Raw genomic sequence first — 23,137 nt, 5'->3', positions numbered from 1 at the left:
AGTATCAAAATGCCTCATCCAAGTCCTCGTCTTCCACAGATGCGATGCTCGCAGCAGGTTTTATTTCATTGTCCTCACAGAGGCAGTCCTCAGTTTCCAAGACCTCGATGAGGTGATCTCCATAGGAATTCAATATGCCAATAGACCCTAGTACCGATACGCCACGACTTCCCTTAGCTGCCTCTACTCGGGTTCTTGAAAGAAGCTCACCCGAAACTGGATTTTTGACCAGATGGTAGAGTTCAAAACAAGTCAGGTAGTCCACGTATTCGAGTTTTTCTACAAAGTGAAGTACAACAGAACTATGCAAGGATTCGGTGAATGTCCAATCGAAATCGGTCTCAAATGCCCATGGAGAAAGGAATGCTTTGAGATCATCTTCCAGTTTTCTGGCGAAAAAGCTCTTGTCAGCCCAAGAGTGGAATTTCACCTTGGTTTTCACCTGGATCTCCTCAAAAACTGGGTTGACTACATGAAGAAATACTCCCGGAGGATAGATTTCTGTGATAAAATCTCGGATGCTGGAAAGTTGGGCTACACTTGCCTTTGGTCGAAGTGGGTCAATGGCATTTTTGTTTTGCACATTTGAGATAATGACCAAAGTCACATTTCGAGGAGCTAAGGCTCGGTATTTTGTAAGGTCGCCGTCATAGCTAGTATGATTGAGGCATTTCACCTGATAAACTTCAGGAAATTCCTCCAAAACCAAATGCTCGTAATCCCAAATCGTAATAGCCCGTTGCTTGTGCCGAATCCGCTCAGCAATTCGCTGGTAAAAATCATTGGAGGATTCAGCAGTTTTTCCTCCAAAGGATGAAAAAGGCTGCTGGATTTTACTGATAGCACTTTCACCAATTTTTAGTTTGCTGATAGTTTCTGTTGGAATTGCTTTCCCAACCCGCAAAGGATCGTTCTCAATGGATTCAAACTTGGTTTTGACGGCCTGCGCTAAGACTGCGATAAAATCAGGGATAGCATCCGAATCAGAATTGACTGAAGCTTTCAGCCAAGTAAGTTGATCCGTCAGAATCGTATGCGTATTATCTGCCTCTCGGGGCATAGCAAAGGATACCAATCCACTTTGAATCAATCCATTTGTTTCGTCCGTTAAGACGGAATATTTATCAAATTCTTTCCATTGATTTCCTGCCAAATAGCTCCATTTGACCTGTGGAACTGGTTTTTCAGGATTAGCAGAGCCATCCAGAATCTGAATCAAGAGCTGAATATTTTGCGATTTTTGGTGAGCAGAGAGTCCGATCAGTAGTTCACCTTCATCAGAATAATTGGGCAGTAGAGGTGAACTCTCATTCTGACCTGAAACTTTTGCTTCTCCAAATGCTCCAAGATGAAAGAAACCATCCCATTTACTTTTCTTCAAATTCAGTTCTTCTTCAGAAGTGTAGTCTAGACTTACTGATTGCAGCTCGGGAGTATATGGCTCTTTAGGAAGAGCTATATCAGTAATTGTTGGTGAAGCTTGTGAAAGTGCAGCCTTGGCAAAAAGCAAGGGATATTCCTTGTGCCCAAAATCAGGGCTTTTCAGTTTTAATCGCAGAAAACCACGGTTGGAAGCTGGAGACCATTGGGTAAGATTCTCAAGTTCTGGATCATCTGTGATTGAATTCCAAGCTGCACCGCTGAGGTTTATTGTTTTGTCAGTGCTTAGTGGAAGACTATTATTTCCTTGAAATAGTGATTTTGATGAGTTGATGGGTTTCCAGGTTTTCTGATCCAAGAAATCCACGGCTGCTGTAAAGCTCTGATTATTTCGAGTTTCATAACCTGCATATTGGTCACTAAATCCCGTGGCAGCTTCTGGCAGTCCATGCCATTTGAATTTTAAGTCGATCGTCTTCGGAGATTTCCCGAAAACCTCTTTACTACCTATATAAAAATTAGATCCTTTGACTGGTCTGAATCCAAAAGGTTGGATGTTTTTGCCAATCGGTAAAATGGTCTGGTCGTTTTGAAGAATCAAATTTTCCACCCCTGATACATCGATTTTGATACTGGCATTTTTTACCTCGCATTCTTTCAGAATTTCATAGCCATAGCTTTGGATGGTATTCGCCAAATTCACTTTCATGACTGGTGAATTGGTTTGGATTCGCTGCAACAGGACTTCTTCGTCATAATTAACCACTGCCGGATCATCTGGTAAAAGCATGCAGTTGAGAATCAGATCGATTCCGTTTGCTCCAGAAATTAACTTGTGCTTTGTGAGTTGGAAAGAATAGCGGAGGTCATTGATTTTGTCTGTGCCAACGCCACGGACTGCTTCAACTTGGTCCAAATTCGAAAATCTTTTGGTTGAGAAAGATTCTCTACGGCTGAGAATATTTTTCGCAGTGATCTCGCCGATATCGTAGCCTTTGAACGGATGGTGCTTTCCAAATTCTGGATCATCGATCACTGGCCCGAATTGAGGTTCTAGCCCAGCGATGTCCTGCCAGGAACTTGCATTATTTAGAAATTCCAGAACTTCTGCATCGACATTATCCTCAGAATTTTCCCATCCAATAGTTGCACGAATCCACTCCTCTTCTCCGCTAAACCAGATTTCGAAGGTTTCATCCAGTGGTAGCGTTCGCAATTTTTCCAATAATCCCTCGGTTGGCTCAAATCGGATCCTTAAGGAAACCTTGCGCGTACCTTCTCCCATCAGAAGAATTGGCGCTGCAAAAGCAAATCCTAGGGTTGCTAGCTCTCGGTCCTGATTTGGGAATTGTTTAGACGGTCTTCCAAAGGTCTTCCATTGCATCTCCTCAGTTAGAATTTCTGCACCCGATCCATCAGCGGAATTGGCAATTGAAGATTTGTATAGCCTGCTGTTTTCGTCTTTAAAAAGACTCATCAGCGAACTGACCTCAGCCTTGTTGATGACGTTTGGATCTGTTGATTGGAACAGAATTTCTTTTCCCAAGTCGTCTTTCCCAGCTTTGAAGGCGGTGTCTTTGGCAAGAAAATGTTCTTGAATATGCTTTGCCAGTTTTATAATTAAATAGACCTGATCTGACTCAGCTGGTTTTTCTTTGAGGCGAAGTACATCTCTATAATAAAAATCCAAATGCCTCTGGGTGATAGTATTTATATCCTGCTGCGCAAAATTGAAAAGCTTCAGAAATGCGAGAAAAAGAGCAAAATGAGGATTTGTTAATTGGTTTTCCTCAATCTTCTGATCGAAAAATCCTGACCAATCTCCCACTGTCCAAGGATCTTCATTTTTGATGAATTTTAATTCTCCAGCAATTTTCACTGCGAATGACTGCAAATCCTCCATTTTCCTTTCATCTACTTGGACATAGTCAGGCAAAAGACTTTTAATCAGTCTTTGGGCGCGGCTAGTTCCGTTGCCGGGAAGGGTTAGATCGTTGCAGTCTTTACTCATAATTTAATATCAGTTGCTTCGGTGAATAGATAAGGGTACACCAAGTTCCTTCGGTTGTTTGTAGCAATGATGGTGTAGGTGACCAGGACCTCGATCCTTCCTTCGTTATAATCTGGCCTTAAGTCTATATCCTCAGTTTTTACTCTAGGCTCATGAAATAGAATCGCCTTTTTGATGCGATTTGCTATCATATTTGCCGTAGTCACATTCAGCGCTTCAAATAATAAATCCTCCATATTTGCTCCGTAATCTGGACGCATGACCCGTTCTCCCAGCGTAGTATTTAGAAGAATGATCAAGCTCTGCTGGATATCCTCCTCATCTTCGGCCATCTGCACTTGCTGGCTTTCTGAGCTAAAAGTCACTGGAAATGCCCAGCCTCTACCTAAAAATGAATTGTTGTTTTCCATGTTATCCTATGATTACAGTTGGTTCTCCCACAGCAGCCGAAGCACCGCAAACGCAGGCATCCCCAACTCTTACAGCGGGCTTTCCTCCAATTAATACTGTTGCGCTACCAGCTATGAAAGGGCTGACTGTCGGCTGATGGGTATTTGGAGGAAGAGAGCAGGCGTGATTATCGCCTAAGACTGCTGCCGGCATTCCGCCGATCAAAACCGTAGCTTCCCCTGGGCCAATGATGGTTCCCCCATGTGTAGTTGTATCTCCGAATCGTGCTGCTGCAGGCATAGTTTAGTTGATTTGTACTAGTGAACCTGAAATAACTGTCTGACCTCCAGAGGTAACCTCTGCTCCTGCTGACCCTTCAGCTTTCAGCTGAGCGCTGGCCTTTACTTCCACTCCGGTACCTTCGATGGTGACATCACCGCTTGCTTTTAGAATCAGATCCTTAGCGCTTTCAATTGTTATCCCATCGCTATTCATGCTGATCTTATTACCATTTTCATCTTCCAAAAGGAGGGAACCTTCATCATCAGTGAGAAGGATTTTATTTCCATTTGGAGTCTCAATGGAAATTGTTTTTTTATCGTCATCAAAGAGTAACTTGAGTTGGTCACGGGTGATAATCCCTTTTTCATGATTATCATCTTTCGCTTCAATTGGTGATGGTTTGCTGCTGCTGTGTAGCATTCCTAAAATCACTGGGTCTCGAGGATCTTCATTGATAAAAGCGACTATAACTTCATCTTCTATTTCTGGTCTGAAATATATTCCCCGTTCATTTCCAGCGTCCGGTGAAGCAAATCTTGCCCAGATTCCTTCCTCATCTTTGCTTACCAAAGGGAGCCTTACCTTAATTCGATTTTCTCCATCCGGATCTCCTTCCAACACGGTAACAATCCCGATATGAAGTCCTTTGATCGCTGGCACAAGTCCCGAAGCAGGTTCGTCAATGATATCGTCGTATTGCTGGGAAACCCATTTTGGATCCAGGCCTAAACCAAGATGGGTAAACCATTTTTGGTTGGGAGAAATTTCGTGATAAACTGCCGACACGAAGGCCTTGCCATTGAATCGTGATCCAAAGCCTTTTAGCTCTACCATATCGCCAGGCTTTACTTGATTGTCGCCAAGGATTTTGACTCTTCCCTGGATTTTGGAAAGACGGCTTCGCATCATGCCAGCATCGGTCCAAGCCTGAAGTTCTTCGTCTGCCAACAGACCACCATGCTGCATTTGGAAGGATTCCAGCCCGATAACTGCTGCTAAATCATCGCCGCTGATATCCCCTTGAAAGTCCATTGAGGGGTTAGCTCCTTCTTTTTCGGCGACTTCTTGCTTGATGAAATCCCAGCTAAATCCCTTAGTGGCGGTATACTGTTGCCTTGCATCCATCTCCGCCTCAAATTCTACCACATTATCTCCATATTGAAGTTCGATGATAGGATCGGCACTAGTTTGTGGTTTTTGGATGGTTACTTTCCCAGACTCTGTAGTGGTAATTCTTCCATTAGCATCTGCTCTGCTGAGCATAAAATCCCAGTCAGTAGCGTGGTATTGGACAATCTCAGCATGCGATAAGCTGGTGCTTTCTACATCTGCTTCTAGAGCTGAATAGTCACCGATCAATTCTTCCATCACATCACTGTCTGAGCTATCGAAAAAGTACTTATTCTTTCTCCCGACAGTCATTTTGATCACAGGATCACGAAGCTCTAGAATTAGTCTTGATGCCTTGTCGGTATAGACTTCCAGTCCATGCTTGATAATAATTCCTTCGAATATGGGCTCTTCCAAATTGTGGTATCCCGCATCAATACGCAGGCTTACCCCAGGTTTGAATAAATCGCCTTCACTCCATTGAAATTCACCCGTAGCTATATCTCCATCGAAAAGAACCAGTTTAGCCATGGGGATTTTATTTACCCCTTTGCGTACAGCAATTATTGCCACTCCCACTGATGGTGGTAGCTCCTGACCATCAGAATAGACTTTGAAAGTGGCAAGGTCGAGCTGAGTTTGCGCAGATGTAGAGGATTCAGGCATTTGACGTTTTAGCTAGAGGTGGAAAAATTAGTTTTTGGCCTGGAGTGAGCTTTCTGAAATTCCCTAATTGGTTGGCGCGAGCTACTTCCAGATAATACTCCTGCGTTCCATAAATTCTTTGGCACATCAAAAGCAAGGTGTCGCCGGCTTTGACAATTCGCTCATGAGTAAGATCAGGTGAAGTCCGGGCCGTAGTTGCTGCTTGCTCCTGTCGGGAAAGCGACTGGTCAAAATTGGCAGTGACAGTTGCTCTAATTGGTAAGCCTGAGCTATTGAAAAGCTTGTAATTAATCGTAGCTGAAGCCAAAACTCCCCGAAATTGATAGGCTCCCCAGTTAATCTGCAAATAGTTGGGTTTGTGTGTATCTGATTGAATATTTTGCGTGATATCCAGAAATTTCCTAATCGCCCGGTCTACATGTTTATCTTGATTGATCAGCTCAATGGCAGAGATTTTATTGCCGGAGATACTTTCCAGATTTGGCTTGTCCTCACCTAGGTAATCCAAATTAGTATCACCGGATTTGTCCTCACTGGGCGGGGAAGCTGCACTGGCATCAAAAAGAAACTCAAAGGATACCGAATCAGATTCCAATGTCCTGAATTGATATTGTTTCCCGTCGGAAGGCCCTTCTTCTGGAATCCATTTGGATTTGAACTCCTGGCTGAAAGTTGTAGGGTTGTACATCACCACATAAGTCGCTGTTGACTCATTGTAGTTTTCGTCCTTGAAAGCTGTGATTTTCAGCTTTTCTAACCCTCCTTTTTGAGAAAAAATATCTAAAAGTGACATTAAGCTAAGTTTTAGCGTTCGTTTTTTTCTTTAATTAATCGGCTTAATTCTCGAATTCCGTCCATGACAGCACCTGTATCCGGAAGTTTGTTTCCCTTACCTGTAGGCTTACTTTCAGCTGCATCCACAGTAGTACGAATTATTAGTTCTCTGATTTCTATGGGCATCTTTCTATGGTAAAAGGTCGTCTGGACTAATTCTCCTATAGTATTGGTAGGCGAATTCTATGTTTTCGATCATGATAGAATTCTCCATGGCATTGAATCCCTCGACTGACCATTTCACTGGCCAGGCATTGACAAAATTCCAAGCTTGAAGTGGTACCTTCTCTGGACTCAAAAGAATGACCGTGATATCCTGCGTTTCAAACTGAAAGCCTTCCACGCTGTCTTTGAACCATTTTGCGATTTGAGAACTGATTGCCATCCCTCTTTTTAAAACTAGATTTGGATAAGAAATCGGGTTAGGCATTCTATGCTTGAATCGGTTTTCTCCTCCTTCGGCATATTCCTCAACTCCTATCTCCACGCTCAATCCAGATACCTCTTGGAACCCTATATCAGGTAAGGCCGGGTATTTTAGTAAAAGCCCTTCAAACCTTACTAGAAAGTGAAACCCGGTTGGTGGATGAAATAGCGCCATTGTTTACGGGGTTTCGATTGCCAATCCTTCGTGGCAAAGTTCGATTGTTTCTATCGCCACTTCGTTTCCAGTAGAATTCAATGAAGGACCCTCCACTTTGCATGGCCAGGCTTCTTTCACCTTCCAAACCATCACTGGCTCATGCTCTTCGTTAAGCAAGCTGATGGTGAGGTCTCTACGTTCAATGTTGTTCATTTTCACGGTATTGAGCCATTGGAAAAATTCATTGTCAGCTCTGAACACCCCTCTTTTTAATGTAATATTTGAATATTGAGGAATGCCAGGCATTTTGCTCACATGGTATTCAAGTGAGCTGCCTTCACGATAGTCTATGCTTTGTAGCTCCACAGTAAGGCCTGATACTTCTGTGAAACCTATGCGGGATCCGCCCCATTCTACCTGGAAATGAAACACGGAAACTGGATATGCTACTGCCATAATATTTTGATTTTAAGTTTGCTTTCGATGAAATGTTAGGTTAGGATTCCTGAAGCTTATGAGAGAATTTCAGGATAATAAATTCGGCAGGTCTTACTGCTGCCATTCCGATTTCGATAATGAGTCGCCCTTCGAGAATATCCTGAGCAGACATCGTCTGACCCAGTCCCACTCTTACAAAAAATGCCTCTTCGGGTTTGGCTCCTGCCAATGCCCCGTCACGCCAAAGTTTAGAAAGGAAATTCTCAATCATGGTTTTGGCTCGGAGCCAAGTATTTGCGTCGTTTGGCTCGAAGACCACGAATTCAGTCGCTTTTTTCACTGATTCTTCGACAAAAATGTAGAGTCTTCGCACCGGTACATAGCGCCATTCATTATCATTTCCTGCCAAAGTTCTTGCTCCCCAGACCAGCGTTCCTTTTCCTGTGAAAGTGCGGATTGCATTAATGGATTTTCCTGAAGTAGCATCAACATTGAGGTCTGCTTGCTGATCATGGGAAACTTTGCGCGATGGACCGATTACTGTTCGTACATCTACATTTGCTGGGGCTTTCCATACACCACGTTGGCGATCCACTCTTGCATAGATGCCCGCAACGGCTCCTGACGGAGGTAAAGTGATGTATTGTTTTTTGATCTCAGCCACAATTCCTCTAAAAAGGCTCGGATCACTGATTTCAAGTGTTTCCAAGTTGAGTGTATCAGAAACTCCTGCTTCTGTAAGTGTGCCTCCAGAAGGATAATTATTGGTATGCGCAATTGTTTGATCAACTAGAGAGTAAGCGTAATTCAGAGAAGTATTCAAGTTTGGATAATAAGCTGCTCCATATTTTAGGTTAGAAATACCTACTCCATTATCTCTGAAGTTCTGAGCATCCGCAAATGGGTCTGAAGTGACATCCTTTACATCAATGATTACAAATCGATCTTTTAAATTGTCACATTGAGAAAGTGCTGTATCATAAATGTCTTTATAAACGGAGCCTACTGTCTCTGGCAAGACTGCAGGAATTACATCTGGGAACACTAATAAAGTTGGTTCGTCGATTGCTTTGATTGCATCAAGACCTCCCAAAATACTCGCTGGAGTAGCAGAATCCCCTTTGACGGGTACATTGTCATAGTCATTGACTGACACGATGTAACATGGTCCACCACCGTTGGAAAAATAGATCTGCAGGCTGTAATAGAGCTTGTAAGGGCTTGGGGTAGCAGGTGGAGTTACAGTGATTTTTCTCGTTGCTAATTTCTCTCCCGAACCTTTAGCCGCGTCATAGCTGTCCACCACCGAAATCGTGAAAGTTTCTGGATTTCCTTTGCCAAAAGTTGCTTCGAATTCGAGCATGTTGGTTATACGAGTCGGTACTCCCCGCACGTCCTCGCCATTTTTTTCAGCTAAATCAGTATGACCAATAAATGCTGGAATTGCTGTTTCCACAGAAGCTACCGACGCTGGTAGAGTGGAAATTTCTTCTATATAAACGCCTGGTGTAGATTGAATTGACATGGCTAAATTTTTTTAAAATGAAATGGATTAAGATTCCTGAAGTTTATGAGAGAATTTCAGGATGATGAATTCTGCCGGTCTCACTGCCGCTATACCGATTTCAACAATTAGGCGTCCTTCCAAAATGTCCAGAGGGGTCATGGTTTTGCCCAAGCCTATTCGTACAAAAAAAGCTTCTTCCGCTTTGGCCCCAGCTAAGGCTCCATCTCTCCAGAGATTGCTCAGGAAGTTCTCAATCATTGTTTTTACCCTGAGCCAAGTATTGGCATCGTTAGGCTCAAACACGACAAATTCGGTAGCCTTTTTGACTGACTCTTCCACAAAAATGTAAAGTCGGCGAACTGGGATATAGCGCCACTCGTTGTCATTTCCAGAGAGCGTTCTAGCTCCCCAAACCAAGTTTCCTTTGCCTTGAAAAAAGCGAATAGCGTTTATTGATTTGCCGGAAGTAGGATCTACATTGAGCAATCCTTGATCTTCAGCACTCACCGAAATAACAGGCTTAATTACTCCGCGAACATCTACATTTGCTGGTGCTTTCCATACGCCGCGCTGACGATCAACCCGTGCACAAATACCTGCCATCGATGCAGATGGATAGAGTTCCATTTTTTTGGATTGCAGCTTTGCTACAATGGTATTATAAAGTGTCTTGTCTGGTGCTTGCCAGGAGAAAGTACCAGCGCCGGACACCACTGCTCCTCCATCGCCATTATCGTCATAAGTAAGTACAATAGAAGCTCCAGCAATCCCTGGTGCTTTTGCGGTAAGGGTAATTGTATCACCGTCTCTACTAGTAGAGAAATCAGGATGGTTTAGTAGCAGAGTATCTAAATTTCCTGCTGTTGAAGCATTTCCTCCCCCCTTTATAAAATCGGTCCCTTCTTCAAAGCTATCGCCGGCGATGGTGAAAATATCCCCGTCTATGGTGGCATTATTATTTATTCTGATGGTTGCTGTTGCAAAGGCATCACCTGCCCCGACAGTATTAAGTCTCTTATTATGAAAAGGACCAAGTCCAGCCCCTCCTCTATTGTCCGTGATTGTCAGCTTGGCCTCAGAATAGTATTTGTATAGCGAGGTTTTCAACGATGGATAATATGCAGCAGCATATTTTAGCTCGCTGCTTCCTACTTCGTCACGGAAAGAGTCACCATCATCTTTTACACTCTGTGTACCATAGTGCAGTGCATCCATTAGCGCAAATCTGTCTTGAAGTTTAGCGCACTGAGCAATTAGTGTATCATGGATAGTCTTTCGATCTATGGCACTTAGGATGACTGCTTCTGGAACTACTAAAAGTGTAGGCTCATCCTCTTCTTCCAAGGCATTGATGCCTGCTATCAACTCACCAGGATCAATGGAGGCTGGAGCTGGATTTGGGCCAGCAACAAAACCACCAACTGGTACGATATAACATGGACCGCCTCCATTATTAAAATACATGTAGACTTGGTAAGTCATTCGGTATGGAGAAAAATTTGTCGGGTCAGTTATTTCTACTACCGTCGATCCATCAGCTGCTTCTGTCAAAGTTACGCCGTAATCTTCTGCATAGGATTCACCGAAAATCTCCTTGTATTCCAAATAGGAACTGACTCGTACAGGCTTATTTAAGGGTAAGGTCTCACCGTTTTTTTCGCGTTTTGCTGTATAGCCTACGAATGCTGGGATTGCTGTAGCAACTGGAGCAATAGAGGCGGGGAGGGTTGATATTTCCTGAACATAAACCCCGGGGGTTTTAAAGTCTGCCATATTCGAATTGTTTGCTAGATGAATACATATATTTCTGAGTTAGCCTCTCCACCACTTTGCTTAGTCGGAGCGGATCGGGAAGGATTTGGAAGATTTGGGATTAGGATCTGATTTCCAGGTGTTCTTCTGAGTTGAAAATTGAGTTTTGGAATTTCGAAGTATGGGATCTTATTCTGCGAGCGAAAAACAACTGTATCCAAATTGTTAATTTTGACTTCAGCACTCGGACTAGTTCCAATTTGATCAAACGTATAAGAGCCATAGGGAACGCTTCCTACATTACCTAAGTCTTGGATTCTCAGCTGGGTGGTCACTAGATCTACCTTTTTATTGCAATTGACGACGTAATAGGTCCAGCGACTTTCTTTTCTTGAAAAGGAAACTTGATAAAATTCGGTAGCCCCATAGAGATGATTCGGTGTTGCTTGGAAACGCAGTTCAATCAGGCCAAATGGCTGCAAAGATAAAGATCCACCAAGCCAATACTTCTTGGACCACAAGTCATCGGTGTCTCCGGAATTTCGCAGTGTGAATGTGTAAACACCTTCTTTTCTTCCTTTGAGATCAAAAAGAATTCTAAAAAGACCATTTTCATCTGGCATAATTTCATATCCGTCAGGCAATGGGTGGCCCGAAGAATCTTTTCCAGCAGACACTATTTCTCCTGCTGCATTTCTGACCTTGATCCGAACTGAAGCTGGGGTTGGGTCTAGTGTGAGCTGCAGAGAAAATGCTTTTGGGCGAAACCCATCTAATAATTGATAGGACAGTTCTTCTGGATTTTCGCTTGCCGTGGAGGCATTTGCCGGAGTATTTCGAAAAAAGGGAAGCTTACCAGCTTGAAATTCTTCTGAACCGTTATCCAAATCAGTTACCTGAAGAAAGGCGGCTGCATTTTCAGGTTTGAAAAAGAAGAAAAATGATTGCGGTAATGTTACAGGAATAAGTGGTGTAACTTCATCCTCTTCAGCCCTGTATAGTAAGACTATTCCGCCAGGCGTTTTTCTGAACAGAATTTTGCCATTTTTCATCAATTGCGCCGTTTCAGGTGAAGGCATGAGAATCATGTCTTTGGCCAAGCCATCGCGGTAAAAGTCATGGCGAAGCGCTACTTCGCCGAGGCGTGTGTAGATGATGCTCATGATTTATGAAGTGTATCGAGATGAATTTTTTCAATTGGATCGCCGCTTTCCTGAATTGCGTTTTCCTGAATTTTCAAGGTTTTAACTTTATATAAGACGGAGGGCAGATATTTTGCCCCTACTACAGTCCAGAAGTTATAGAGCTGCTCAAAAGAATAACTGTATAGCTCTACTACAATTTTTGAAAGCTCAGGATCGAAGTTTGCCAAGCCAGGACTGTTTTCTTTGGTAAATACATTCTTGGATTGGAAGAAAGCGATGGCGTATCCCAATTGCTTTAGCCCTTCCACATAATCATCCGAGGAATCGTTTAATTTTTTGTTCTGGAAATTCGCGGTGATCAACACATACAGATTCAGTTGAATCTCTGGGTTTCGCTTTTCAGTCTTTCCTACAGCATTTATATAAGTACTTCGCTGCTCTTTAATCGTGCGCTCTTCTTCTATATTTATTAGTGAAAGGCCAAGACTTTGATCAGGAATAGCGAGCCCAGATTCATTAGTGACACTGGAGAGATAAATTCTATTCCCCATCGTATCGCCTACCTTCAGCTTGATAAAGGCGTTCAATTCTGCAGTCAAAAATTCCAGTGTAGAATGAATCATATCGCTAGAAAAAATAATGTGAAAAAGATGGTTAAAAACCTTTGTCAAGGTATTGAACCTAGCTCGAAATTGACAGGAAATTATATAGCTGAATTATGCAATAATTAAGAATTAAAAAATTACAATTAGCTGAAAATCATTTGAGTAGTTAAAAATTATCGTTAATTAATGACATTAATCTTTCTTAATAATCAAGAAAGTTTTGATCGTTTCAAAAGATTCATTTGTTTGGCAGCTTTTGAGATTAAGAAAAATGGCTATTCACTTTTGCGCTGATCCAGCTATCATATCGAATTAATTCAGAGGAGGCAGGTCTCCACTCCAAGCCTTCAATTTCATTTCGAAGATCACTAAGAATCGGATCATTGACCAAGTCTATTAAACAAGCTTTAAAAAGTGATTTTTGTAATTTTGAAAATACTTGAAATGCCAATTGAATTCGTGTAAGTGTCTTGCATTTATATCTTGAAATTAATTTCCTAAAGTTTTCAATTTTATATTCTAACCAGTCTTGATCATTTTGATCAAAAAGGATCATTATTTCCAGCATTTTTGAACCCAAATAATAGTCAGAATTATTCTTCAGGTATTTCTGGCAAGAATGAATTTCTTTCAATGCAGTTTTAAAATTGCCTTGTTTGAATTGAATATAGGCTTCTAGATATCTCCATTTTTTATCTTGATCGGAATCCAATTTCATTAAATTATTATGGAGGATTTGCTGTGCTTCGTCAATCTTATTTAAATGAAATAAGGCATACCAATGGTTTAGGGAGTATCTAAGTTTATTTTCAATTGAAAATTTACTTGGGTTTACTGAGTATATACACTCCTCCAATACTTCGGTATACTCCCGCTTAGCAAGAAGTATAGAAGTCTTCGTTAATAGCAATTCATCTTTTGTGCGGGATTGGTTATTTTGATTCAAATCCAATTCTGCTTCATTTACCTGAGACAGGGCGTTTTCATAATCCTTGTGTTGTATAGATCGGTTAATATCATCTAATATTAACCAGGATTTTCGGTTATAATTAAGTTGACGGATCATCGTCTTTAAGTGCTCATTTTTTGACTCCTTTTGATCTTCTGGATTTTTATAATTTTCCTTGATTAATAATTGCAAATGGCTTTTGATCGCAATTTCAAGTTCAGGAAGGTCATTATTATTCAATACCTCGCAAATCCCAAATCGGGCGGCTATACTGTAAATAGTCAAAACCAAGTCGTGAAAGCCGTTCTTTATAGCCATTTTTAGCCCTCGTTCTAATAATTTAGAACCTTCACTCCGTATGCCCCTAGCCAGAATAAGCTCGCTTTTCAAAAGTAATTCTGAGCATTCGATATGAAGCTGATTTTCCTTTTTTATACAAGTTGGTTTGAGGAGTAGAAAAAGTTCTTCAAACTCATCTTTCACTCGTTTCTTGAGTTGAAAATAGGCTGGACCTTCTGGCTTTTTGTAGATTTTTTGAGAATACTCTGTATCGCTAAGTCCAGGTTGGTTCACAAAGAGTTTCATGAGCATCAGTTTCTTTGAACCAGGAGGGTTTTTGATTTTAGCAAATTCTAGCAACTGCGTTTTTTCTGGCAATGAACATGCTTCCAACAATTGGTTGATAGATTCCATAAAAAAGTATTAAAGGCGTAAAAAAGGGTTGATTAGGTCTAAAATACGATTTATTTACCTGATAATCAAACGATTAAAACATAAGTTGCCCTTAAGGTGTAGTACCTAAAACAAGGGGAATCTTACTTTATTAAAGTGAAAACACCCGCAGAGGTTTTTTTGTACTGACTTTCCAAAGCCGGAAATTGCTTGAGTAGTGTTTCGAAATCGCCATTAGGATCTATGACTGTGGATGGCAGCTGCTTTTGAAGCATTTGAAAAAGCCTTGCCTTTTCTCTTAAATCCCGATCTTGATCAAGATACAGCTTACTCAAGCGATAATTAAGAAATGGACCACCGATTCTGGCTTCAAGGTAAGGAGCGAGATCGTCTCCCATTACTAGGATAGCATCAGAATAATTGGCTTCATTTTGCCCTACAAAATATTCCGAATCTGCGATTTTTTGTTGCCAATACCATATTCCAGCAGCAGGGAGGCCTATAACCAAAAGATAAAATGTAATCTTGACAACGATTTCCTTTTTGATAGTTAGGAAGAACTGAGTAATCAGGTAAGTCAGCCCGGGAATCAAAATCACTAATTGATATGCCGCCTGCTTTTTGATGATGAAGAATTCTGCTGCTGAAAACAGCAACCAAATTAGGATAAGCTGCCTTTGCTTTTGCTGATTGATAGTAGACCCACGTAATACTGTGGCTATAAAATACCCAACCACAGCTAAGGAAAGTGGAAATATCCCAAGAATCAGCCAATCTATGAGGGATTGATATTCATACTTTTCCGATAGAAATGTAAGAGGCCAGATTTGGATAGCTTCTTCCAATCCATCGTTCCAAAAATAAAATACTGTAATCAACAAAATTGGCAGAAAATACCCAACTAAGGAGAGCATCAATTGCCTGAAGGAAAAGCTACTGATGGCAATTCCAGTGAATATCATGTAGGGCAAAAATAGGATATAATTTGGCTGGAAGCCTGTGGCCAATCCAGCATAAATTCCAATTAAAAGGGTAGATTCACTTGTGTCTTTTTGCAATACGGTTTGCGAAAAAAGCTGTCCAAGGGCGAGTATTAAAAATGTGCTACCCAATAATGCCGGGCTAAGACTCAATAGGTCAAAAGAAAAATGGAAAAGAGCAGCCATGATGATAGCTGGCAGATAGGTATTGACGTCAAATGCCCTAAACTTGATCAAAATAGAATTCCAATAAAGGATCTGGAAGGAAATTAAAAGTCTTCCTACCACTTCATAAGCGAAAAGGCTACGGCCAAACAGTAAATCCATAATGGTGAAAAACCCCGCCGAAAGAGGACCGTTGTCATCTATGATGTCTTGATATAAATAATAACCTTGCCCCAAGCGCTCTCCGAGTAGCATCCACATTAATTGTGGATTGGTAATAGGGAAAGGATTTAGCATCAAATAGACGAATGTCAGCAGTAGAACGTATATTCCTATGCCAATTAGCCTGAAGGGATCATTTAATTTGAAAAAGCTGAACAAGGTGAATTTGAGAAGAGTGTTTGGTTGGTTTTGCCCGAAATTAAAGCTTGCCCAACTATTTCGCTAAATTTGTACCACAAATACTTCATATGGAAAGTAAAAGACAACAAAAATACGCCAAGCTGATACAAAAAGAGCTTGGAGATATATTTCAAAAAGAATCAAAACACCTAGTCGGACGTGCTATGGTGACGATTACTCGTGTAATGATGAGCCCTGATTTGGGTTTGGCAAAAGTTTACCTGAGCTTTTTATTAGCTGATCCAGAAGCAACATTTAATCTGATCAATGAGCACAAAAAGGAAATCAGGCACCAATTAGCCAAGAGAATTGGAAAATCAGTTCGGGTAATTCCTGAAATCGCATTTTTCCCGGATGATTCGGCTGCCTATGCTCAACACATGGACAAGGTGATTTCTAATCTTGCCATTCCGCCAGCACCGCCTGAGGACGAGGAAGAGGGTCAAGAAGAAGAGGATTAATCAAGCTACCGTTGAATCTCAGTTTTTTCATAGCCTCCAGGTATTTTCGCAGTAAAAAGAAGCGAAACTTCATCACCATTTTGTCCAGGATTTCTATGATAGGAGTCGCAGTGGGCACCATGGCCTTGGTGATTGTGATGTCTGTATTCAATGGCTTGGAAGATTTGATTCGGGGTATTTTTGCCAGCTTCGATGCGGAGTTGAAAATTGAGGCGGCCGTTGGTAAAAGTTTTATGACCAACGAAGAATGGTTGGATAGTATTAAAACCCTGGAAGGCGTAGCAATTCTAACGGAGGTCATTGAGGACAATGTCCTGCTTGATTACAACGGCAACCAAATGATAGGCAGAATAAAGGGTGTGTCGGATAATTTCCTGGATCAAGAACGATTCGCTAATGGCTATTTCTGGGGCGACACAACGCTAGGCACTGAACTTAATCCTGCAGCAATTCTTGGGAGAGGTGTAGGATTTTTTCTGTCGGTCAATCTGGAAAATGTCAATGTACCTTTGAAAATCTATTATCCTAAAGCACCTAGAAGCGCAGCAACCATCGATCCCTCTCAGTTTTATGAAACTGCCATCTTGGACCCGGTCGCCTATTTTAGCATTGATCGACAGTTTGACGATGAATATGTGATAGCACCGCTTTCTTTTGTAAGGAAACTGTTAAAATACGGTGATAAAAGAACTTCACTTGAAGTGAAAGTTGCTGAAGGATACTCTATTGCTGAAGTTCACAAAACACTAAAAGCACATTTAGGAGAAGACTTTCTTGTGAAAAATGCCGATGAACAACATGCCGGCCTGATTCGGACCGTTCAGATGGAAAAGCTATTCGTGTTTCTCACACTTACATTTATTCTGGCGATAGCTTCCTTCAATATTTTCTTCTCCCTTAGTATGTTGGCAATAGAAAAAAAGAAAGACATCGCTGTGATGAAAGCTATGGGAGCACCAGAGAAATTAATCAGAAGAATTTTCTTGAAGCAGGGCGCTATGATTGCTTTTAGTGGTGCTGTGATTGGGCTTGTGCTTGGATATTTGGTTTGCTTTCTTCAAGAGACATTTGGGTTGGTATCTCTTGGTATTTCATCAGCAGTAGTAGATGCATATCCTGTCAAAATGATCTGGAGTGACTTTTTCTGGATTAGTATTGCGATGATAGGAATCACTTTTTTGGCTTCCTCCAGACCAGCCTGGATTGCTTCTCAAGTAGATACCGTCAAGGAAATTTAAATTATTTGGTTAAGCAAATGGATCATTTCCCCCAAATTTGAATTCTGTATAAAAGTTGGAATTTTGTAGAGTCAAACCCTTTTTTAGATTATGAATAAATAGCACCGCTCTGACAACCACAATCTCAGGCAAAAGAACCAGCCAATTTTTTCTGGGTACAACCATTTCAAAAATTATTTTAAAAAATCAAAATCAATATTTTTTATAATATGCTGTAAATCAATGTTTAGCAGCAAATTTGTTCTGAGGCCTTTGGTATACTTCTAAAAAATGGCCTTAAATTGTGAGCTAGGCATGTTTATTGAAAAAACACGCAATTCACCCTAGTTTGTAAATTACTTCCCAAATGAAAAGAATACTCTCCCTATTCCTTATCATAATTTTCTTTATTTCTCTCCCTTCATTCACATTTGCTCAAGAAGCTTCCGAAGATGTAGGATCTCTTGAATCCGGCACGATTGATAGTCAATTTGAATATATCTACAATGTGTCAAATAATTTCCAAGAATATAAGGTTGTAAAGCGGTCAAATTTGGATCAGCTAAAAGCTAATATCCTTGATTCTATGAGTACCATGAGAACCGAGGTGGGCGATCTAAAGCTATTGATTGTCAAGGAGAAAGACTCGATCAATAATCTGAAAACAATTTTGGCGACAGCTGAAACTGAGAAGTTAGCTGCGATTGCTGAAAAAGATAATTTTTCATTTCTGGGAATGGGAATCCACAAAGGGGTTTATTCTTCTTTGATGTGGATTCTGGTGGCAGTATTGGCAGGAGCACTTGCTATTTTTTCTTTTCAATACTTCACCAGCTTCAAAAAAATCAAAAAGGCACAGAAGGATTTGGCAGAAGTGCAGGAGGAATTTGAAAACCACCGAAAGAATATGCTTGAACGTGAGCGTAAACTAAAGCGGGAATTGGTTGATGCGCAATTGGGCAGATAGTTGTCTTATTCCACAGCAGCGGCTATTTATTCTCGTGTCATTTCAAAAGTAATAAGAAACTTATTCTGTAGCCTAGGCTGATTTTGGTCAGTTTTTGCCGTTCTGGTATTTATGATATCTAAGGTGAAAGTGAAACCCGATTATTAAATTGATTTGATAGTCTGAGTTGATTGCCAAAGCTTTCACTTTTACTGAGGAAATCCTTACAAAAAAGCCTTAAGTTTGTCCCCTCAATACCAAAATTAACGGATGGCTAAGAAAAGAGGAACTGCTTTGGAAGAGAGTGAAAAGAGGAAGTTGAATAAGCAGAATTTAAGTAAACTGGGAGGCATTTTTCAGTTTTTGATGCCGTATAAAGGAACCTTCTTTCTAGGATTGATTTTCCTTGTATTTTCCTCACTTACGCTGCTCACCTTTCCTTTTGTAGCTGGCAAGCTTATCGACACCGCGCAAGGCACTGACTGGATTGTAAGCGACATCAATTCGATCGCTTTAATTTTAGTTGGGATTCTTGCTGTGCAAAGTATCTTTTCTTTTTTTAGAGTTTGGCTTTTTGCCTTAGTCTCTGAGAAGTCTATGCGGGATATCCGGCTTGCACTATACTCTAGAATGGTACGCCTTCCGATGACATTTTTTGATAAGCGCAGGACTGGAGAATTGATCAGCCGAATTACTTCTGATGTCAGTATGCTTCAGGACACTTTCTCTGTTACGCTAGCGGAGCTTTTTAGACAGGTTGTGACGCTTATTGCTGGAGTGATTTTCCTTATGGTGAATACGCCAAAATTAACCTTATTCATGCTAGCTACTTTCCCCGTTTTGGTGGTGATAGCTATGGTTTTTGGAAAATTTATCCGAAGGCTTTCCAAAAGTACCCAAGATGAATTAGCTGCTGCTAATGTGATAGTGGAGGAAACGCTACAGTCTATCAGTACTGTCAAATCATTTGTAGGTGAAGCGTTCGAATCAGCTCGATATGGTGCTGGATTGAACAGAGTAGTCGGTGTTGCCTTGCGTGCTGCCAAATACCGTGGAGCATTTATTTCCTTTATCATTTTCGCTTTGTTTGGAGGTATAGTAGCGGTGATGTGGTACGGCGCAAGCTTGGTCAGTTCCGGTGAAATGAGTGTAGGGGAGCTAGTTTCTTTTGTATTGTACACCACGTTTATCGGAGGATCTATAGCTGGATTGGGAGATATTTATGGGCAGGTACAGAAAGCCATAGGTTCCTCAGAGCGGGTTTTGGAAATATTAGACGAAGAGCCGGAATCAATTGCAGGGCAAAAAGCGGATAATTTCCAAGGTAAAATTTCCTTTGATCAGGTTGGATTTCATTACCCTACCCGACCAGAAATGGAAGTGCTGAAAGATCTGACTTTCTATGTCAACCCAGGTGAAAAAGTTGCATTGGCAGGTCACTCAGGTGCAGGCAAATCTACGATTATTCAATTGCTCATGCGCTTCTATGATGTGCAGAAAGGTTCAATTAAAGTAGATGATCGTCAATTGAGTGAATGGGATTTGCAAAACCTTAGATCCCATGTGGGAATGGTGCCTCAAGAAGTTCTGCTATTTGGTGGGTCAATTCGTGAGAACATCGAGTATGCCAAGCCTGGAGCGACTGAAGAGGAAATTATAATGGCTTCTAAGAAAGCTAATGCCTGGCAGTTTATTTCTCAATTCCCTGAAGGGCTAGATACCTTGGTAGGAGAGCGAGGGATCAAGCTTTCTGGTGGCCAAAGACAGCGTGTTGCAATTGCTCGGGCTATATTGAAAAATCCATCCATTCTGATTTTGGACGAAGCTACGTCATCTTTGGATGCGGAATCAGAGCACTTGGTGCAGGAAGCATTAGATGAGTTGATGAAAGGAAGAACTACCATTATCATTGCTCATAGACTAGCCACTATCCGCAAGGTGGATAGGATATATGTACTTAGCGATGGAGAGATAGTGGAGCAAGGCAATCACGTCGATCTGCTCACTAGAGAAGATGGGTTTTATGCCAACTTGGTTCGCTTACAATTCGCTGATTAACCTAAATTGTGGGCGCAGATTGATTTGATCATGCCCACGAATTTTTCCTGATAGATTTTAGACTCTGGGAAAAGTTGCTGCATTTCTTTTTGATCGAGTAAGCGAATTTCCTCCAAGTATTGCTTTGCGTGCGTTGGGTCCCATTTCTGAAGCCTACTCACTTTTGTTTTTGTAAGTAAAAAATAAAGCAACTTATGCGGTAAATATTGGGCAAAAGGGATTGCGTAATGAGCTTCTATTGGGAATTTCCTATTTGGTGTTTGGATAAAATACTTTTTACCCACGCGCATGATTTCATTCGCCATTTTCTGCTGATTCTCCCAAGTATACAAGTGCTCAATTACAGAGTTGGAAAAGACTAGGTCAAAGCTGTTTTCGGCAAACTCAGGCATACTTGTAGCGTCACCAACGACGGATTTTATTTTAGGATGAGTGGTGTCTTCTTTGCCTAGGTTGAGAAGTGTGATTTCAATATTTGGCAAAGAAGGAAGGCTGCTGGTATCCCAGAAATACGAAGCTCCACCTACATCAAGAACTCGAATTGGATCGTTTTTGGAAAAATTCCGAAAGAATAAATCTTCAAAATCTTTTTGTCTTTGGTTTCTAAATTTGGCTCCCAAAGAATTGGGATTGTCTGAAGGTGAAAAGAAATTCGAAATAAAACTCATGCGTTGCCCTTAGGCGATTCAGCTAACAAATAATCACAAAAGTAATCAGCCTGCGGGATTCTTCGCTCAATTTTAAGATTGAAATGAATTTTGAGTAAAATTTTGGTTTATTTATTCGGATCTAAAAAGCTAATAAACTCCATTTTAAGGGCTATAAAGAAGTTTTTCTATCCTAAACTAGAGCTTCAAAAAAAAGCCCTCCAATATAATATGGAGGGCAAAGGTGATCAGGTATGTATTTTCTCAGTAAACCTCATTAGATTTTAAACAGAGCTTCAAAGAAGCCCATTGTTTCACCTTTTTTCTTGAAGATCAACATGGGCAAGCGGTTATTAACCAAAACTAGTTTCTCGGCTACACTACCAAGCAGGATTGCGGCTGACTTAGTTTTTCCTCTTGATCCTAGCAGTATCATATCGGCATCAATTTTCTCTGCCTCCTCTAATAAGGCCTTACCTTGACCTTCTCCGTTGTTCAAAATGAATTTACACTCTAGTTCTTTGTGGTTGAACTTTTGGATAAATCGTCTAAAGTCCCGTCGGGCATTTTCTTTCATAATGTCCGCAAATTCTTCAAAGGATTTTCCTGTTTTTGAATATCCATGAGGGACTTCATAGAGATGGACAGGAATTAATTCTGCACCTAATTCTTCAGAGATTCTTTCACCAAAATCATAGATCAAATCGGTGTGATCAGAGAAGTCCGACGGAATCATTATTTTCTTTGGCAGTCCAGGATTTCTACCTTCCTGTAAGAGTAAGACTGAACAAGGAGCTTTTTTGGCAATCCCTTTGGCAAGAGAGCCTGTTCCTTGCAGTTCTTCTTTTCTACCCATAATAATCAAGTCTACATCCTTGATCTTGGCCCATCTTAGCAGAGTTTCTAGTTGGTTTGTGCCTTCTTCTGCAAAAACTTCGATATCCATCGATTCAGGAAAATCAAACTCCTCTAACTTCGTCTTGATCAAAGCCTCGATAGACTCATCGCCTGGAGCTAATAATTCTGGATGGTCTTTAAGGATTTCATCAGGAACTGCTAGGTTTTTGGAGACATGCACAAAATAGCATTTATCTATTCCTAAGAATTTTAGGAAAACTATCGTTTTTTTGATCAGGATGTCATCCATCTCGGTTAGATCAAGGCCAATCATAGCCTTATAAAAATACTTCATAGTTGTTTGGTGTTTATTCCCCTTAATTTAAAACTTTGATCCAGTTAATCGAATAGTTTTTCTGTTTTTACTTGATGAAATCCTTTTCAAGGTAATTTAGCGGGATGAAACTATTGCAAAAATATTTTTTGGCTATCGTGCCTGAAGGTGAGTTTGAAGAACGGGTAACAAATCTAAAGTTGGAGATCAAGCATCGCTTCCAAGCAAAATACGCTTTGAAATCTCCGCCTCATATTACAGTTAAAATGCCCTTTACCTACAATGAGGCAAAGGAAGAGAAGTTAATAGAGAGACTAAAAGGCTTTTTAGGCGATTATAAGCCAATGACCCTAACTATAAAAGGAGTGAAAACATTTGGAGAGCGGGTCATCTACCTAGATGTCCATGCCGACCAAGATCTATATGATTTTCAAAATGACTTAAAAAACTTTTGTAAAAGGGAATTAAATCTAGTGGATGAGTTGAGTGATCGAAATTATCACCCGCATATGACCGTAGCTTTTAAGGATATTAAGAAAGCTCAGTTTCAGAATATTCTTCACTTTGTGGCTAAAAGAAGACTGGTTCAGAAAATAGAAATTTCTAATATTATACTTTTAAAAAGAGTAGATAGGGTGTGGAAGTTGTATAGAAAACTATAAAAAGAGGCTCATTTTTATTTGTTGTTACTCATTTTAGCGAAATACAGATAAAAACTGAATTTTTTTTAATTCTCTTTAAAACAAAATATATTTTGTGAAATGGA

Annotated in this window: 21 protein-coding genes; 5 read left to right on the top strand and 16 right to left on the bottom strand. The window is 40.7% G+C overall.

The features are described 5' to 3' along the window. Positions 1-4: 4 nt before the first annotated feature. From ACPUEN_RS13815 to ACPUEN_RS13750, 14 genes are all read right to left on the bottom strand, one after another. Positions 5-3,391, bottom strand: a complete 3,387-nt coding sequence (locus ACPUEN_RS13815; protein ID WP_425636485.1) for a baseplate J/gp47 family protein — start codon at positions 3,389-3,391, stop codon at positions 5-7. Further along, on the bottom strand, positions 3,388-3,801 hold the full coding sequence (locus ACPUEN_RS13810) for a GPW/gp25 family protein (protein ID WP_425636484.1): 414 nt from the start codon (positions 3,799-3,801) through the stop codon (positions 3,388-3,390). Before ACPUEN_RS13810 ends, ACPUEN_RS13815 begins: the two co-directional genes overlap by 4 nt. Position 3,802: 1 nt before the next feature. Further along, complete coding sequence (locus ACPUEN_RS13805; protein WP_425636483.1) at positions 3,803-4,081, bottom strand: PAAR domain-containing protein; 279 nt, start codon at positions 4,079-4,081, stop codon at positions 3,803-3,805. 3 nt (positions 4,082-4,084) lie between these two features. After that, entirely contained in the window at positions 4,085-5,839 is a 1,755-nt protein-coding gene (vgrG, locus tag ACPUEN_RS13800) for a type VI secretion system tip protein VgrG (protein WP_425636482.1), read from the bottom strand. Then, positions 5,832-6,632 (bottom strand): CIS tube protein, encoded by an 801-nt coding sequence (locus ACPUEN_RS13795; RefSeq protein ID WP_425636481.1) that lies wholly within the window; start codon positions 6,630-6,632, stop codon positions 5,832-5,834. The genes vgrG and ACPUEN_RS13795 overlap by 8 nt, the downstream gene beginning before the upstream one ends. 11 nt (positions 6,633-6,643) lie before the next feature. After that, positions 6,644-6,799 carry a DUF5908 family protein gene (locus ACPUEN_RS13790; protein ID WP_158530630.1) on the bottom strand — a complete coding sequence of 52 codons (156 nt, stop codon included), beginning with the start codon at positions 6,797-6,799 and terminating at the stop codon, positions 6,644-6,646. A 4-nt stretch (positions 6,800-6,803) separates the two neighbouring features. Beyond that, a complete protein-coding gene (locus ACPUEN_RS13785) occupies positions 6,804-7,274 on the bottom strand; it encodes a phage tail protein (RefSeq protein WP_425636480.1) in 471 nt (156 codons plus the stop codon). A 3-nt stretch (positions 7,275-7,277) separates the two neighbouring features. After that, on the bottom strand, positions 7,278-7,712 hold the full coding sequence (locus ACPUEN_RS13780) for a phage tail protein (protein WP_111320708.1): 435 nt from the start codon (positions 7,710-7,712) through the stop codon (positions 7,278-7,280). A 40-nt stretch (positions 7,713-7,752) separates the two neighbouring features. Continuing rightward, positions 7,753-9,219 carry a phage tail sheath family protein gene (locus tag ACPUEN_RS13775; RefSeq protein WP_425636478.1) on the bottom strand — a complete coding sequence of 489 codons (1,467 nt, stop codon included), beginning with the start codon at positions 9,217-9,219 and terminating at the stop codon, positions 7,753-7,755. Between the two features lie 27 nt (positions 9,220-9,246). Next, positions 9,247-10,974: a phage tail sheath C-terminal domain-containing protein gene (locus ACPUEN_RS13770; protein WP_425636477.1), complete on the bottom strand. Its 1,728-nt coding sequence runs from the start codon at positions 10,972-10,974 to the stop codon at positions 9,247-9,249. A 14-nt stretch (positions 10,975-10,988) separates the two neighbouring features. Next, positions 10,989-12,116, bottom strand: coding sequence for a hypothetical protein (locus ACPUEN_RS13765; protein ID WP_425636476.1), 1,128 nt, complete (start codon positions 12,114-12,116; stop codon positions 10,989-10,991). Continuing rightward, the gene (locus tag ACPUEN_RS13760) at positions 12,113-12,721 is read right to left on the bottom strand and encodes a DUF4255 domain-containing protein (RefSeq protein WP_111613186.1); all 609 of its coding nucleotides are present in this window, start codon (positions 12,719-12,721) and stop codon (positions 12,113-12,115) included. Before ACPUEN_RS13760 ends, ACPUEN_RS13765 begins: the two co-directional genes overlap by 4 nt. A gap of 244 nt (positions 12,722-12,965) precedes the next feature. Further along, positions 12,966-14,345, bottom strand: a complete 1,380-nt coding sequence (locus tag ACPUEN_RS13755; RefSeq protein WP_425636475.1) for a hypothetical protein — start codon at positions 14,343-14,345, stop codon at positions 12,966-12,968. Positions 14,346-14,467: 122 nt separating this feature from the next. Beyond that, positions 14,468-15,730: a hypothetical protein gene (locus ACPUEN_RS13750; protein WP_425636474.1), complete on the bottom strand. Its 1,263-nt coding sequence runs from the start codon at positions 15,728-15,730 to the stop codon at positions 14,468-14,470. A 209-nt stretch (positions 15,731-15,939) separates the two neighbouring features. On the opposite strand from ACPUEN_RS13750, the gene rbfA reads away from it, so the two are divergent. The 4 genes from rbfA to ACPUEN_RS13730 all read left to right on the top strand — a co-directional run bounded on the left by rbfA (position 15,940) and on the right by ACPUEN_RS13730 (position 20,553). Further along, positions 15,940-16,332: a 30S ribosome-binding factor RbfA gene (gene rbfA, locus ACPUEN_RS13745; protein WP_425636473.1), complete on the top strand. Its 393-nt coding sequence runs from the start codon at positions 15,940-15,942 to the stop codon at positions 16,330-16,332. Between the two features lie 11 nt (positions 16,333-16,343). After that, the gene (locus ACPUEN_RS13740) at positions 16,344-17,570 is read left to right on the top strand and encodes an FtsX-like permease family protein (protein WP_425636471.1); all 1,227 of its coding nucleotides are present in this window, start codon (positions 16,344-16,346) and stop codon (positions 17,568-17,570) included. A 346-nt stretch (positions 17,571-17,916) separates the two neighbouring features. Further along, on the top strand, positions 17,917-18,516 hold the full coding sequence (locus ACPUEN_RS13735) for a hypothetical protein (RefSeq protein ID WP_425636470.1): 600 nt from the start codon (positions 17,917-17,919) through the stop codon (positions 18,514-18,516). A 249-nt stretch (positions 18,517-18,765) separates the two neighbouring features. Continuing rightward, positions 18,766-20,553, top strand: a complete 1,788-nt coding sequence (locus tag ACPUEN_RS13730) for an ABC transporter ATP-binding protein (RefSeq protein WP_425636469.1) — start codon at positions 18,766-18,768, stop codon at positions 20,551-20,553. On the opposite strand, the gene ACPUEN_RS13725 is transcribed toward ACPUEN_RS13730, so the two are convergent. Both ACPUEN_RS13725 and ACPUEN_RS13720 read right to left on the bottom strand, forming a co-directional pair. Then, entirely contained in the window at positions 20,550-21,221 is a 672-nt protein-coding gene (locus tag ACPUEN_RS13725) for a class I SAM-dependent methyltransferase (RefSeq protein ID WP_425636468.1), read from the bottom strand. The two genes, ACPUEN_RS13730 and ACPUEN_RS13725, sit on opposite strands and share 4 nt — an antisense overlap. A gap of 256 nt (positions 21,222-21,477) precedes the next feature. After that, entirely contained in the window at positions 21,478-22,392 is a 915-nt protein-coding gene (locus ACPUEN_RS13720; protein ID WP_111613178.1) for a universal stress protein, read from the bottom strand. Positions 22,393-22,496: 104 nt separating this feature from the next. Between ACPUEN_RS13720 and ACPUEN_RS13715 the strand changes: the two genes are divergently transcribed. Then, positions 22,497-23,033, top strand: coding sequence for a 2'-5' RNA ligase family protein (locus ACPUEN_RS13715; protein WP_425636467.1), 537 nt, complete (start codon positions 22,497-22,499; stop codon positions 23,031-23,033). Positions 23,034-23,137 lie beyond the last annotated feature (104 nt).

The organism is Algoriphagus yeomjeoni (genome assembly GCF_049821175.1).
GTDB lineage: Bacteria > Bacteroidota > Bacteroidia > Cytophagales > Cyclobacteriaceae > Algoriphagus > Algoriphagus yeomjeoni_A.
The sequence above is the reverse complement of the archived record's forward strand: the minus strand, read 5'-3'. Positions and strand labels throughout refer to the sequence as shown.

Excerpts from the sequence above, each read along its gene's own strand:
- ACPUEN_RS13755 (WP_425636475.1), bottom strand. The coding sequence starts at position 14,345 with ATGGAATCTATCAACCAATTGTTGGAAGCATGTTCATTGCCAGAAAAA.
- ACPUEN_RS13730 (WP_425636469.1), top strand. The coding sequence starts at position 18,766 with ATGGCTAAGAAAAGAGGAACTGCTTTGGAAGAGAGTGAAAAGAGGAAG.
- vgrG (WP_425636482.1), bottom strand. The coding sequence starts at position 5,839 with ATGCCTGAATCCTCTACATCTGCGCAAACTCAGCTCGACCTTGCCACT.
- ACPUEN_RS13780 (WP_111320708.1), bottom strand. The coding sequence starts at position 7,712 with ATGGCAGTAGCATATCCAGTTTCCGTGTTTCATTTCCAGGTAGAATGG.
- ACPUEN_RS13790 (WP_158530630.1), bottom strand. The coding sequence starts at position 6,799 with ATGCCCATAGAAATCAGAGAACTAATAATTCGTACTACTGTGGATGCA.
- ACPUEN_RS13715 (WP_425636467.1), top strand. The coding sequence starts at position 22,497 with ATGAAACTATTGCAAAAATATTTTTTGGCTATCGTGCCTGAAGGTGAG.
- ACPUEN_RS13805 (WP_425636483.1), bottom strand. The coding sequence starts at position 4,081 with ATGCCTGCAGCAGCACGATTCGGAGATACAACTACACATGGGGGAACC.
- ACPUEN_RS13775 (WP_425636478.1), bottom strand. The coding sequence starts at position 9,219 with ATGTCAATTCAATCTACACCAGGCGTTTATATAGAAGAAATTTCCACT.
- ACPUEN_RS13795 (WP_425636481.1), bottom strand. The coding sequence starts at position 6,632 with ATGTCACTTTTAGATATTTTTTCTCAAAAAGGAGGGTTAGAAAAGCTG.
- ACPUEN_RS13750 (WP_425636474.1), bottom strand. The coding sequence starts at position 15,730 with ATGTGGATGCTACTCGGAGAGCGCTTGGGGCAAGGTTATTATTTATAT.
- ACPUEN_RS13725 (WP_425636468.1), bottom strand. The coding sequence starts at position 21,221 with ATGAGTTTTATTTCGAATTTCTTTTCACCTTCAGACAATCCCAATTCT.
- ACPUEN_RS13815 (WP_425636485.1), bottom strand. The coding sequence starts at position 3,391 with ATGAGTAAAGACTGCAACGATCTAACCCTTCCCGGCAACGGAACTAGC.
- ACPUEN_RS13720 (WP_111613178.1), bottom strand. The coding sequence starts at position 22,392 with ATGAAGTATTTTTATAAGGCTATGATTGGCCTTGATCTAACCGAGATG.
- ACPUEN_RS13785 (WP_425636480.1), bottom strand. The coding sequence starts at position 7,274 with ATGGCGCTATTTCATCCACCAACCGGGTTTCACTTTCTAGTAAGGTTT.
- ACPUEN_RS13735 (WP_425636470.1), top strand. The coding sequence starts at position 17,917 with ATGAAAAGAATACTCTCCCTATTCCTTATCATAATTTTCTTTATTTCT.
- ACPUEN_RS13770 (WP_425636477.1), bottom strand. The coding sequence starts at position 10,974 with ATGGCAGACTTTAAAACCCCCGGGGTTTATGTTCAGGAAATATCAACC.
- ACPUEN_RS13765 (WP_425636476.1), bottom strand. The coding sequence starts at position 12,116 with ATGAGCATCATCTACACACGCCTCGGCGAAGTAGCGCTTCGCCATGAC.
- ACPUEN_RS13760 (WP_111613186.1), bottom strand. The coding sequence starts at position 12,721 with ATGATTCATTCTACACTGGAATTTTTGACTGCAGAATTGAACGCCTTT.
- ACPUEN_RS13810 (WP_425636484.1), bottom strand. The coding sequence starts at position 3,801 with ATGGAAAACAACAATTCATTTTTAGGTAGAGGCTGGGCATTTCCAGTG.
- rbfA (WP_425636473.1), top strand. The coding sequence starts at position 15,940 with ATGGAAAGTAAAAGACAACAAAAATACGCCAAGCTGATACAAAAAGAG.